A 12,332-nucleotide genomic window follows, 5' to 3' on the forward strand; every position below is an offset into this window, starting at 1 on the left:
TCCCGCCTCAGCGCAGCGCGGCGATCTTGTCGGGACGAAAGCCCGCCCAGTGGTCGTCACCGGCCATCACGACCGGCACCTGGCGGTAGCCGAGCCCGGTCACGCGCTCCATGGCCGCCTCGTCGAGCGTCAGGTCGACGAGTTCGTAGGAAAGCCCCTTCGCGGCAAGCGCGCGGGTCGTGGCGGTGCACTGAACACAGGCGGGTTTGGAATAGACGGTGATGCTCATCAGGTGTCCCCGGATCTCTGCCAAGACGTGGCCGATGCACAAGGGGACGCGAACGCGCGCGGACACACCGCGACCGTACGACGCCTCCGGGCCCACCGACCGGGTTCGCTCTCAAGGTCCTGGCAGGTCTCCTGACTTGCGGCTCGAGCACCTCGGTCCACCTTCCCGGCGCTTGCGCGCCAGTGGCTCATCGGACCTTGGCTTGCCGCTCACAGTTGCGGGGGCAGTGCCGGTTTCCCACCGGCTTCCCTTTTCAGCCGCGACGAATCGCGGACACCAAGACAACACGATGTAGGCACCCGCACCGCCCTGGTGTCAACATGTAGTGGACTTCTCAACAGCCTCCCGCATGTCGCCCGACCGGAGCGGGACCGCCCCGCACGCTCTCAAGAGGCACGGGAGAGCCGCCCCGCATGGCTGAAGAGAGCCAGTGCAAGCGTGACCAGCGCCAGTCCGGCGGCCAGGGCGAAGGTCATGGAAAAGGCGTGGGCCACCTCCGCCGTGGAGGCTTCGGCCGCGTTTCCCGTTCCCAGCACCGCGACGAACACGCCCGGCATGGCCGAGGCGCCGGTCATCAACCCGAGGTTCCGCGACACGCCCAGCAGGCCGGAAAGACGTCCGCGCTGCTCGACAGGGGCGTCCAGGAGCACGGCGGTGTTGTTGGCCGCAAGGAAAAGCTGAAAGGCCGGGGTCAGCACGATCAGCGCGACGATGTAGCCCGGTACGCCGAAGACCCTCGGCAGGAACGCCAGGCAGAGCAGGCCGGCCATGGCCTGCACCAGCCCGAGAACCATGACGCGCGCACTGCCCAGCCGGTCGGTCAGACGCCCCGCCGGAATGCCGGAAAGCGCGGCGACGACCGGCCCCACGGACATGACAAGGCCGATCATCGCCTCGTCCAGTCCGAGCGAGAACGCCAGATAGAAGGGCGCGACGACCAGCGTGGACATCATCACCGTTCCCACCAGGAGGTTCATCGCGAAACCCGCGCCGGTGCGGCGGTCACGCAGAAGCCGCATCGGCACCAGCGGCGCGGCGGAGCGGCTCTCGACCAGCACGAACAGGACGAAGGCGACCATGGCCCCCACGACGAGCGTGCCCGTGCCGAACGGCACCTCCGGCGCCCCGCCTTCGGCCGCAAGCGCATAGGCGGCCAGCGCAATGACGAGCAGCACGGTTCCCGGAGCATCCAGATCGCGCGCCGAGGCGCGCCGGCGCGATGCGCCGCGCCCAAGGAAGGCAACGGCCAACACAAGGGTAAAAAGCGCGAAACCGGCAAGAAGCCAGAAGGCCGCCCGCCAGTCTGCCCAGGCGAGCATCGCTCCGCCGAGCGAGGGGCCCAGCGCCGTTCCTGTCGCCGACATCGTACCGAGCACGCCCATCGCCATGCCGAGCCGCTCCGTCGCGACCCGGTCGCGCGCGATCGACATGGGAAGGGCGATGAGGATGGCGCCGCCAGCACCCTGCACGGCACGGCCCGCGACGAGCACCTCGAGGCTCGGAGCCATGGCGCACACGCCCGATGCCGCGATGAACGCCAGAAGACCGGCGATCAGGACCCGGCGATGGCCGAAGAGGTCCCCCAGCCGCCCCGCGCTCACGATGGTGACCGTCACCGCCAGCAGATAGGCCAGCACGACCCACTGAACGCCGGTGATCGTGGCCGAGAAGCCGCGCGTGAGCGCGGGAAGAAGAACCGATGCGATGCTGATGCCCATCGACGCGGTGAGCGTCGCCGCGGCAAGTGCCGCAAGAACGGGGACGGAAGGCCGGTCCGATGTCGTGTCGCTCATGAGTGCCACCCTTGTGATCGAAGTGAAGTGGCGCTACATCTGCCACTTCAAGTCGACTTGAGGTCAAGCATGAAACTCATCGACATCGGCGCACTGTCACAACTCAGCGGCCTGCCCGCCTCGACGCTGCGCTACTACGAGGAAATCGGTCTCATCCGCTCGGTGGCGCGGCACGGCCTGCGACGCCAGTTCGACGCGCCTGCCGTGACCCAGCTCGCCCTGATCTCTCTCGGCAAGCTCGCCGGCTTCTCGCTTGCCGACATCAAGGCGATGTTCGCCGGAGACGGGTCACCCAGGGTTCCGCGCGCCGAACTGCATCTGCGCGCCGATGCGCTCGACGAACAGATCCGGGGCCTGACCCGCCTGCGCGACGCCCTGCGTCACGTCGCCGACTGTCCCAAGGACGATCACCTGGAGTGCCCCAAGTTCCGCCGGCTGATGCAGTTCGCCTCCCGCAACACACCGGCAACCGGCGGGCTTCGCGGAAGGGCCGACTGACCCCGCCCACCTGTCCCGCACGCGCATCAACCAGAAAGCGAGTTAGGTCTGGTCACTCAAGGATTGGGCCAATACCCTGTGCGCAAAGGGATTCGTCGGAGCGGATTGTCCTGGCAGGACCATCCGGTCGATCACCGAGCGGAGTGCGCGCATCATGGTCTTTCGCCTTGGAAAGAAATATCAGGGTCTGGCGCACGGGTTCGGCTGCGCCTGTCACACACCCCAGGCCATGCAGGCCCTCGCACGCGTCGAGGCGGGCATGTCGCGGCGCTCGGTGTTGCGCGGGATCGCGGCCACCCTCGCCGCTCCCGTTCTCGCCGGCACCTCGCCGCTTTTCGCGCAGCCGGCCGCTGACAGGCTTCTGCTGCGCAACGTCAGGATCTTCGACGGGCATTCGCCGAAGCTGATCGAAGGCCGGGACGTGCTGCTGGAGGCCAACCGGATCGTCGCGCTGCCCCGCGCCGGGGAGGCCGTCAGCGATGCCGCTATCATCGATTGCAAGGGCGGCACTTTGATGCCGGGCCTGATCGACGCGCACTGGCACGCGCTTCTTGCCGGCATTTCGCAAGTCGCGGCGCTGACCGCCGACGTTCCCTATGTGCACCTCGTGGCGGCACAGGAAGCCGAGCGTACCGTGCTGCGCGGGTTCACGACCGTGCGTGACGTGGGTGGCCCCGCCTTCTCGCTCAAGCGCGCCATCGACGAGGCACGCACTCCCGGCCCCCGTATCTACCCCTCCGGCGCCATGGTGTCGCAGACCTCCGGGCATGGCGACTTCCGCCAGCGCTACGAAGTGCCCCGCTCGCCGCAGACCAACCTGAGCCACGCGGAGGAGGCAGGCATCTCGGCAATCGCGGACGGCGTGCCGGAAGTGCGCCGCCGGGTGCGGGAGCAGCTCATGCTGGGCGCGAGCCAGATCAAGATCATGTCGGGCGGCGGCGTCGCCTCCAGTCATGACCCTGTCGACAGCCTCCAGTTTTCGGAAGAGGAAACGCGTGCGGCGGTGGAGGCTGCCCGGGACTGGCATACCTATGTCTGCGCCCACGTCTACACATCGCAGGGCATACAGCGCGCCCTGAAATGCGGCGTGCGGTCCATCGAACACGGACAGCTCGCCGACGAGGAGACCGTGCGCATGATGGCGGATGCGGGCGCATGGTGGTCGATCCAGCCGTTCCTCGCCGATGAGGACGCCAACGTCTACACGAACCCGACGCAGATCGAGCAGCAGAAGCTGATCGCGCAAGGCACGGTCAGGGCTCTCGAACTGGCCGAAAAGCACAAGGTCAATCTGGCGCTTGGAACGGACATCCTGTTCAATCCCAGGGCGACCGCCACCCAGGGACGGCAGCTCGCCAAGTTCGCGCGCTGGTACGACAATGCCAGGGTCCTGCGACTTCTGACCGGCGGCAACGCGGAGCTTCTTGGCCTGTCCGGCCCGCGCAGCCCCTATGAGGGGCCGCTTGGCGTCATCGAGGCCGGCGCACTGGCGGACATCGTCGTCCTCGACGGAAACCCGCTTGAAACCATCGACCTGATCGCGGATCCGGAAACGCACATGAAGCTTATCGTCAAGGACGGACGGATCCACAAGAACACGCTGGAGGGCTGACCGTGGCGCGTTTCATGGCCGCCCTGGCGCTTGCATCCGCGCTGGCATGGGCACCGGCGGCGCTGGCCGGGGAGACCGGTACCGCGCAGGCCGGACAGACACGCGACTGGGCCATCCAGGTCACTCCCTATCTCTGGGCAACCGGGCTTTCGGGCGAGGTCGCCCCGGTGCGGCGCCTGCCGCCCATCCATGTCGAGAAGAGTTTCGGCGACGTTCTCGGCGATCTCGATTTCGGCGGGTTCGTCAATATCTGGGCGAGACGCGGCCGCTACGTGTTTTCCGGCGACCTGATGTATGTGTCGACGACGGACAGCAAGCGGGTGAGCGGCGTGCCCTTCGTCGGCTTCGTCGATGCCTCCACCGACACCCGCCAGTTCACCTCGACCCTGCAGGCCGGTTACCGTGTCGTCAGCCAGGATCGCTTTACCCTCGACGTTCTCGGCGGCGCGCGCATCTGGTGGATCTCCAACACATTCGACATCCAGGCCGGTCCGGCCAGCGGATCCTATGGCGAGAACTTCGGCTGGGTGGATCCCGTGATCGGCGCCCGCGCGTTCCTGCGCCTCGGCGACAAGCTGTCACTGCAGGCACAGGCCGACGCGGGCGGGTTCGGCGCGGGAGCGCGCTCGACGTTCTCCGCCCTTGCCACCGCCAATTACACGCTGAGCGACAGCCTCTCGGTGTCCGCCGGCTACAAGTATCTCAAGACCGACTACAGGAAGGGCGGCCACGTGTTCGACACTGAACTGGGCGGCCCCGTGCTCGGCCTGACCTATCGCTTCTGACCCGAGCCGGAAGGGACCCTCAGATGGATCAGATCTCAAACCGGTCGCGCACCCTCGCGACACTCGTCCTCGCCCTTTTCCTCTCAATCGCCGGAACGCCGCTCCTCGCCCAGGAGGCGCGGGAGCAGACCGAGGCCACAGGGCTGGTCATCGGTGTCCATGAAAGCCCTCCCTTCGTGATCAAGCAGGAGGAAGGGTATACGGGCATGGCGATCCGGCTGTGGGAGTTCATCGCCGGCGAACTCAATCTCACCTATTCCTACAAGGAGTTCGACACGGTCCGCCAGATGATCGATGCCGCCGCCGCGTCGCAGATCGATGTCGCCGTGACCAACCTGACGATCACCGAGGCCCGCGCGACCCGGATCGAATTCACCCAGCCCTGGTTCGACTCCGGACTTCGGATCATGGTCAACGAGAACGGCGGCACCAGCTTCTGGAACCTGATCGAGGGGCTCTATGATTCCGGTTTCATAGCGGCCTACGGCTGGCTCGCGCTCATCATCATCGTGGCATCCATCGGCTTCACGATCTTCGACCGGCGTTTCGACAAGAACTTCCCGAAACGCTGGCGCGACGGCCTCGCCGAGAGCTTCTACCTGGTGATGACCATCGCGATGTCCGGCAAACCGCCCAGCAGGAAGAACCTGTTCGGCTGGATGGGCCGCGTCTGGCAGGGCCTGTGGCTGGTCTTCGGCGTCGTGGTCGTGGCCTTCGTCACCTCCTCGGTCACGAGCGTGATGACGACACTGGCCTTCAAGGGGCAAATCCGCAGCGTCGCCGACCTGCCCGGCCTCACGATCGGCGTCACGGAGGGCAGCACGGCGGAAGACTACGCGCAAGCAGCCGGTCTCACCGTCATCGCCTATCCGAACATCAACCAATCCGCCCGGGCCCTGGTGGAGGGAGATGTCCAGGCCGTCATCGGCGACAAGCCCGTGCTCGAATACCACGCACACGTGAACCCCGACATGCCGCTGCAGGTGGTCGGGGCGATCTTCAACCCCGACAAATACGGGTTCGGCCTGCCGCCGGGAAGCCCGATCCGCAAGCCCATGACCATCGAGATCGTCGGCGCGCGCGAGGACGGGACCGTCCGGGAAATCGCGACGGAGTACTTCGGCCTCAACCCCTGACGAGAGACGCCACCAGCGACGATCCGTCATCCAACGAACGCAGCCTGCAAGGGACCCCGAGCGCATGTGCACTTCACTCGTCTACCGCGATGCCGCGGACAGGGCCTACTTCGGCCGGACACTGGAGCTGACGTCCGACCTGCCGTACCAGCTCGCCTATTGTCCGGCGGGCCAGACCTTCTCCTCGAGAGCCGAGGGCCACGCGACGCTGGACTACACCAGCCGGCACGCCTTCCTGGCCGTGACCATGCCGGGACGCATGCCGACACCCGACGCACCGCTCGGGCTGTCGGACTTCAAGGTCGTCGAGGGACTGAACGACCAGGGCCTGACCTTCAGCCTGCTGTCCTATCCGGCAGCCGGAGGCCCCCGGCAGGCGATCGCGGCGACGCAGGCCGTGCTCTCCGCCTCCGATCTCGGATCCTGGACGCTCGGCCTGTTCGCAAGCGTTGCGGAGGTGAAGGCCGCGCTCCAGGAGCAGCCCGTGCTGCTCGAGGCGCTCGCCCTGCTCGGCGGGGTCGAGTCCCCCTTCCACTATGTGGCGCACGACGCGGGCGGCGCCTCGCTCGTGATCGAGTTCAACAACGGCAGGATGTCGCTCCATGACAACCCGGTCGGGGTGATGACCAATGGCCCCGACTTCCCCTGGCATCTCACCAACCTGAACAACTACACCTTCCTCACCAATGTGGACGCCTCCAGCGCGACCTTCGGCGGCTACAAGGCCGTTCAGCCGGACTCCGGTATCGCCACGGCCGGCCTGCCGTCCTCAAGCACTTCGGTCGGCCGCTTCGTGCGCGCGGCCTACTACGCCCAGTTCACCGAGAAGGCGGCGACGCCGGACATGGCGGTGCTCACGCTTTCCCACGTGATGAACACCTTCGACCGACCACGCGGGGCCTCGGTGACACCCGCCGGTGCCGGCGCCGGTCATCTGGAGGTCGCGGGACTTTCCGACAGAGCGGGCGACGGCCCGGCGACTGAATACACCTGCTGGACCAACCTTTCGGATCTCGATCGCAGGCGCTTTCACCTGCGCACCTACCGAAGCCTCAACTACACCAGCTTCGATCTCCGCGACCTCGCGGACACGACCACGCCGCTGGTCCTGCCGCTGGAGCGCCTCGACACCCTTTCGGGCGACGCGACAGATGCTCTCAGGCAGGCCCGCCCGGCCTGAGGCACCACAGAGCAAATCCTCTTTCCGCACTTAAAACGGAGCCTTCCGATGAGCCGCAAGACCGACAAGCCCGATGACGAGATCTACGGTGCGAGGGAATTGGCGAGCGCGCTGCCGAAGTCGCATTTCCCAGGCCGCGAGGAGAACCCGCGCCGGATCTACATGGCGGTGCGCGACGAACTGATGCTGGACGGAAATTCCCGCCAGAACCTGGCCACCTTCTGCCAGACCTGGGAAGAGCCGGAAATCCACGACCTGATGGATGCCTGCATCGACAAGAACATGATCGACAAGGACGAATATCCGCAGACCGCCGAGATCGAGGCACGCTGCGTACGGATGCTCGCCGATCTCTGGAACGCGCCGGAGGGCCCGGCGACCGGCTGTTCGACCACCGGCTCGAGCGAAGCGGCCATGCTTGGCGGCCTGGCCATGAAGCGGCGCTGGGAGGCACGGCGCAAGGCGCAGGGCAAGCCGACCGACAAGCCCAACCTCGTCACCGGCCCCGTGCAGGTGTGCTGGCACAAGTTCACCCGGTACTGGGACGTGGAGCACCGCGAGATCCCCATGGAGAACGGCCGCCTGCTGATGACGCCCGAGGAGGTGCTGAAGCTGTGCGACGAGAACACGATCGGCGTGGTGCCGACACTCGGCGTGACCTTTACCGGCGAGTTCGAGCCGGTGAAGGCGGTCAGCGACGCACTCGACGCGCTGGAACGCGAGACCGGCCTCGACATTCCCATCCACGTGGATGGCGCCAGCGGCGGATTTCTCGCCCCCTTCTGCGCGCCCGAACTGGAATGGGACTTCCGGCTGCCGCGCGTGCGCTCGATCAATGCGTCGGGACACAAGTTCGGCCTCGCCCCGCTCGGCGTGGGCTGGGTCATGTGGCGCGAGGAGAGCGACCTGCCCGAGGAGATGGTTTTCTGGGTGAACTATCTGGGCGGCGACATGAAGGACATCGCCCTCAACTTCTCCCGCCCGGGCGGGCAGATCGTCTGCCAGTACTACAACTTCCTGCGTCTCGGCCGGGAGGGCTACGCCAAGGTCCACGGAGCCTGCTACGACAGCGCCGCGTATCTTGCGCGTGAACTCGCAGCCATGGGCCCCTTCGAGATCGTCTTCGACGGAGACCGGAGCCGGGGCATTCCGGCCGTATCATGGAAGCTGAAGGAGGGGCTCGAGACCGGGTTCACCCTGTTCGACCTCGCCGATCGGCTGCGTGTGCGCGGCTGGCAGGTGCCCGCCTACACCCTGCCGACGCATTGCGAGGACCAGGCGGTCCAGCGCATTCTCGTGCGCAACGGCGTCAGCCGGGACCTTTGCGCAATGCTGCTGGAGGATATCCGCTCCGCGCTGGCCCATGTGGATGCCCACCCGCGCAAGACACCGCTCGGCGAGGACGACGCCTCGGGTTTCCACCACTGACCACGCCGTCCACGGTGACAAACGACCCCGAAGGCGGGCGACATCCGCCTTCGGCGGGAACACGGATACGAGAATGCACACCAGAGGCCCAAGGCCCTTCATCACGATGCGCTGCCTCCTGCGCGACGGGCACAGGATCGTGCTGCGGGCGCGACAGCATCGCAAGGGCCTGCAGCGCTCCGCGCGCCAGAAGGGCATCCCCTTCTGGCACCGGCCCGCCTACAACTGGTGGAACGGCCTTCTGTTCGCCGTGGGCTCGCTGCACTTCATTGTCGCAAGCCTGCTGTCCATCGTGGACAGCCCCCTGACGACCCGGGAAATCGCCCTCGTCTTCTTCGCCGGCTCGATCTTCTTCACCACGGCCGGCTTCATGCAGAACCTGCAGGCGGCCAATGCCGGCGAGATGACCGGCGGGCCTCCCGAAACACGAACGCGCCTTCGCCTCATCGGCTGGAAACCGTCCGACGTCGGCTGGCTCAGCACGATCACCCAGTTCGCCGGAACGGTGATGTTCAACTTCAACACGTTCGACGCGATCGATCCGCCGGCACAATGGTATCTCGCCGATCTGACGATCTGGCTTCCCGGCCTCGTCGGCTCGGTGCTTTTTCTCGTGTCAGGCTATCTGGCCTTCATGGAAGCGGGCCACGGCTGGTGGTCCTGGAAGCCGGCCGACCTCGACTGGCAGATCGTGACGGCGAACCTGCTCGGCTGCATCTTCTTCATGGGCGCCGGCATTCTGGCCTACATACCGCGCGGACCGGAGCCCGCCTGGATCGCGACATCCGCGAACGTGCTGCTCTGCCTCGGGGCGGTGGGCTTTCTCGCCGGCGCACTGCTGATGATGAGGGAAAGCAGGCAGGCCGCCACGCTCATTCCGTGATGCGGCTTGCCGAAGGCGCCCGTGGCGGCGGGACGGCCGACGGGCAAGAAAAAAGGCTCGCGGGCGTTCGGTATCCCGCGAGCCTTCGGCATGCCGATCTGAGGGGGAGGATCAGCTTGCACGTGCCTCGGCAAAGGAGATCAGTTCCCCCAGCATGCGCTCTTCCTCGGCCGTGGGATCGGTCAGCGGCGTGCGGACGCCACCGGCATCGAAGCCCTTGAGGCGCACACCGGCCTTGATCAGCGACACGGCATAGCCCGGAGCGCGCTCACGCAGCTTCATGAAGGGAAAGAAGAAGCCCTTCAGGAGCGTTTCGCAGGTGGCCGTGTCGCCGGCGCGCAGGGCCTTGTAGAACTCGACGGCCATGCCGGGAACGAAGTTGAAGACGGCGGAGGAATAGGTCGTGAAACCGGCCGCGAGATAGGCCTCGGCGAAGAGCTCCGCCGTCGGCATGCCGCCGAGATAGGTGAGGCGATCGCCCATGGTCGCGGTCACCTCGCGCACCAGTCCCATCTCGCCGCTTCCGTCCTTGAAGCCGATCAGGTTCGGACAGGCCTCGCACAGGCGTGCGACCGTGTCCGCCTTGTAGACCGCATTGTCGCGGTTGTAGATCATGACGCCGATCGAAACGGCGTCGCAGACGGCCTTGGCATGCGCATAAAGCCCCTCCTGGGAGGCGTCGACCAGATACTGCGGCAACAGCAGAAGCCCGTCCGCGCCGGCGGCCTCGGCCTCCTTCGCGATCGAGACGGCAAGGGCGGTGCCATAACCGCAACCGGCGACGATCGGCGTGTTGCCGGCGGCTTCCTTGGCAGCGCGAACAACGGCCGGGATCTCACTCGGCGCGAGCGAGAAGAACTCGCCCGTTCCGCCCGCCGCGAAGAGGCCGGCCGCGTCGAAACCCGACAGCCATTCGACATGCCTGCGGTAGCTCTCGGCGTTGAAACCGCCCTCGGCCCCAAAATGCGTGACAGGGAATGACAGAAGGCTCGATGCGAGCCTTTCCTTGAGTTCGATCGGGTCCATGGATGCGCTCCTCATTGAATTGTCTGTTCAATCAGGTTCTACTCGCCGTCACATGAAAGTCAACAGTTGTATGATGTCTTATTTTATGTTGGGTTTGCCCATATCGCGATCCAACCCACTCCGAGGGAGCGCCTGAAATGACGTATCGTCCGCATGGCCAGCATCTTGTCGCAGGCCGCCGAACCGCCAGCAGCCAGCAATTCGACAGCAGGCCCGTGACCGGACCGGCCCACTCCTTCTGCAACGGGGGCGCGGACGAGGTCGACAGTGCCGTGCGCGCCGCCGAAGCCGCCTTTGCAAGCTACGGGCAGTCCAGCCGCGAGCAGCGCGCCGCCTTTCTGGAAGCCATCGCGGACGCGATCGAGGCACGCGCCGGCGATCTGACGCCCACTGTCATGAGCGAGACCGGCCTGCCGCAGGCCCGGGTCGAGGGCGAGCGCGGCCGCACGACCGGACAGCTGCGCATGTTCGCGGCCCACATCAGGGACGGTGCCTATCTCGACCTGCGCCGGGACGAGGCCCTTCCGGAGCGGACGCCGCCGCGCCCCGAACTCAGACTTTGCATGCGTCCGCTCGGCCCCGTCGGTGTCTTCGGCGCGTCGAACTTCCCGCTCGCCTTTTCCGTGGCCGGCGGCGACACCGCCTCGGCCCTGGCCGCCGGTTGCCCGGTTGTCGTGAAAGGACACCCGGCCCATCCCGCGACCGGAGAACTGGTGGCCGAGGCCATCAACGAGGCCCGCGCCGCATGCGGCCTGCCGGACGGTGTCTTCAGCTTCATCCAGAGCTCGGACCGCGCCGCCGGCGAGGCGCTCGTCACCCACCCGCTCGTGCAGGCGATCGGCTTCACCGGAAGTCTGCGCGGCGGGCGCGCGCTGTTCGACCTTTGCGCCGCGCGCGAGACCCCCATCCCCTTCTTCGGCGAGCTCGGTTCGGTCAATCCCGTTTTCGTGCTCGAGAATGCGCAACACGCACGCGGAAGCGCCATCGCCCATGACTGGGCGGCATCGCTCGTGATGGGTGTCGGGCAGTTCTGCACCAATCCCGGCGTCCTCGTGCTTCAGGAAGGCGCGGCCGCGGAGACATTCATCGCCGAAGCCGCCGAAGCCCTGTCGCAGGTGGCACCGCAGGCCATGCTGACGGCGGACATTGCCGCGTCCTTCAGGAAGGGCGTGGACGACCTCTCCGCCGCCGGCGGCAAGGTTGTCTGCCGCGCCGACGCAAACGAGGCCCGCGAGGCCGCCCCGGCCCTGCTCAGGACGGAAGCCGGACGGTTCCTGGCCGACCCGCATCTCGCGGAAGAGGTGTTCGGCCCGCTCGGACTGGTCGTCACGGTCTCGTCCCGGGACGAGATGAAAGCTGTGGCGGAAGGGCTGCGCGGCCAGCTGACCTGCACGCTGCAACTCGACGCGGGCGATCATGAGCAGGCGAAGGACCTGGTCCCGGTCCTGGAGCGCAAGGCCGGGCGCCTGCTGGTCAACGGCTATCCGACCGGGGTGGAAGTCTGCGACGCGATGGTCCATGGCGGCCCCTATCCGGCCTCCACGAACTTCGGCGCGACCAGCGTCGGCTCACTGGCCATCAGGCGTTTCCTGCGGCCCGTCTGCTATCAGAACATGCCCGAGGACCTGCTTCCGCAGGACGCGCGGGCGGCGAACTGATCCGGGAAGGAATCGGACATCATACTTCTTGACATTCCTCTCTAGTATGTTGTCATACAACTGACATAGTGGCCGGTCCCGAACGGGACCGGCGATGGCGTAGG

The 12,332-nt window shown here is 66.7% G+C and carries 11 protein-coding genes and 1 riboswitch; of the genes, 8 read left to right on the forward strand and 3 right to left on the reverse strand.

The features are described 5' to 3' along the window. Positions 1-7: 7 nt before the first annotated feature. Positions 8-229, reverse strand: a complete 222-nt coding sequence (nrdH, locus tag ACYX4S_RS16855; protein ID WP_476361031.1) for a glutaredoxin-like protein NrdH — start codon at positions 227-229, stop codon at positions 8-10. Positions 230-333: 104 nt separating this feature from the next. Then, positions 334-525, reverse strand: a riboswitch (cobalamin riboswitch). A 90-nt stretch (positions 526-615) separates the two neighbouring features. Beyond that, positions 616-2,022 carry an MFS transporter gene (locus tag ACYX4S_RS16860; RefSeq protein ID WP_476361032.1) on the reverse strand — a complete coding sequence of 469 codons (1,407 nt, stop codon included), beginning with the start codon at positions 2,020-2,022 and terminating at the stop codon, positions 616-618. A 69-nt stretch (positions 2,023-2,091) separates the two neighbouring features. Between ACYX4S_RS16860 and ACYX4S_RS16865 the strand changes: the two genes are divergently transcribed. The 7 genes from ACYX4S_RS16865 (at position 2,092) to ACYX4S_RS16895 (ending at position 9,544) form a co-directional block, all read left to right on the forward strand. Continuing rightward, a complete protein-coding gene (locus ACYX4S_RS16865) occupies positions 2,092-2,520 on the forward strand; it encodes a helix-turn-helix domain-containing protein (protein ID WP_476361033.1) in 429 nt (142 codons plus the stop codon). A 154-nt stretch (positions 2,521-2,674) separates the two neighbouring features. Beyond that, complete coding sequence (locus ACYX4S_RS16870) at positions 2,675-4,132, forward strand: metal-dependent hydrolase family protein (RefSeq protein ID WP_476361034.1); 1,458 nt, start codon at positions 2,675-2,677, stop codon at positions 4,130-4,132. Between the two features lie 2 nt (positions 4,133-4,134). After that, entirely contained in the window at positions 4,135-4,917 is a 783-nt protein-coding gene (locus tag ACYX4S_RS16875; protein ID WP_476361035.1) for a hypothetical protein, read from the forward strand. A 23-nt stretch (positions 4,918-4,940) separates the two neighbouring features. Further along, positions 4,941-6,053: a transporter substrate-binding domain-containing protein gene (locus ACYX4S_RS16880; RefSeq protein ID WP_476361036.1), complete on the forward strand. Its 1,113-nt coding sequence runs from the start codon at positions 4,941-4,943 to the stop codon at positions 6,051-6,053. Positions 6,054-6,117: 64 nt separating this feature from the next. Further along, the gene (locus tag ACYX4S_RS16885) at positions 6,118-7,233 is read left to right on the forward strand and encodes a linear amide C-N hydrolase (protein ID WP_476361037.1); all 1,116 of its coding nucleotides are present in this window, start codon (positions 6,118-6,120) and stop codon (positions 7,231-7,233) included. 48 nt (positions 7,234-7,281) lie between these two features. Beyond that, positions 7,282-8,661 (forward strand): glutamate decarboxylase, encoded by a 1,380-nt coding sequence (gene gad / locus ACYX4S_RS16890; protein WP_476361038.1) that lies wholly within the window; start codon positions 7,282-7,284, stop codon positions 8,659-8,661. 73 nt (positions 8,662-8,734) lie between these two features. Beyond that, complete coding sequence (locus ACYX4S_RS16895) at positions 8,735-9,544, forward strand: hypothetical protein (protein WP_476361039.1); 810 nt, start codon at positions 8,735-8,737, stop codon at positions 9,542-9,544. Positions 9,545-9,655: 111 nt separating this feature from the next. Here the strand turns inward: ACYX4S_RS16895 and kdgD are convergent, their stop codons facing one another. Further along, positions 9,656-10,570: a 5-dehydro-4-deoxyglucarate dehydratase gene (gene kdgD, locus ACYX4S_RS16900; protein WP_293720085.1), complete on the reverse strand. Its 915-nt coding sequence runs from the start codon at positions 10,568-10,570 to the stop codon at positions 9,656-9,658. Positions 10,571-10,707: 137 nt separating this feature from the next. Between kdgD and ACYX4S_RS16905 the strand changes: the two genes are divergently transcribed. Beyond that, the gene (locus ACYX4S_RS16905) at positions 10,708-12,228 is read left to right on the forward strand and encodes an aldehyde dehydrogenase (NADP(+)) (protein WP_476361040.1); all 1,521 of its coding nucleotides are present in this window, start codon (positions 10,708-10,710) and stop codon (positions 12,226-12,228) included. Positions 12,229-12,332 lie beyond the last annotated feature (104 nt).

The sequence above is a fragment of the Stappia sp. ABD4_338 genome (assembly GCF_056312175.1).

Excerpts from the sequence above, each read along its gene's own strand:
- nrdH (WP_476361031.1), bottom strand. The coding sequence starts at position 229 with ATGAGCATCACCGTCTATTCCAAACCCGCCTGTGTTCAGTGCACCGCC.
- ACYX4S_RS16860 (WP_476361032.1), bottom strand. The coding sequence starts at position 2,022 with ATGAGCGACACGACATCGGACCGGCCTTCCGTCCCCGTTCTTGCGGCA.
- ACYX4S_RS16865 (WP_476361033.1), top strand. The coding sequence starts at position 2,092 with ATGAAACTCATCGACATCGGCGCACTGTCACAACTCAGCGGCCTGCCC.
- ACYX4S_RS16870 (WP_476361034.1), top strand. The coding sequence starts at position 2,675 with ATGGTCTTTCGCCTTGGAAAGAAATATCAGGGTCTGGCGCACGGGTTC.
- ACYX4S_RS16880 (WP_476361036.1), top strand. The coding sequence starts at position 4,941 with ATGGATCAGATCTCAAACCGGTCGCGCACCCTCGCGACACTCGTCCTC.
- ACYX4S_RS16885 (WP_476361037.1), top strand. The coding sequence starts at position 6,118 with ATGTGCACTTCACTCGTCTACCGCGATGCCGCGGACAGGGCCTACTTC.
- gad (WP_476361038.1), top strand. The coding sequence starts at position 7,282 with ATGAGCCGCAAGACCGACAAGCCCGATGACGAGATCTACGGTGCGAGG.
- ACYX4S_RS16895 (WP_476361039.1), top strand. The coding sequence starts at position 8,735 with ATGCACACCAGAGGCCCAAGGCCCTTCATCACGATGCGCTGCCTCCTG.
- kdgD (WP_293720085.1), bottom strand. The coding sequence starts at position 10,570 with ATGGACCCGATCGAACTCAAGGAAAGGCTCGCATCGAGCCTTCTGTCA.
- ACYX4S_RS16905 (WP_476361040.1), top strand. The coding sequence starts at position 10,708 with ATGACGTATCGTCCGCATGGCCAGCATCTTGTCGCAGGCCGCCGAACC.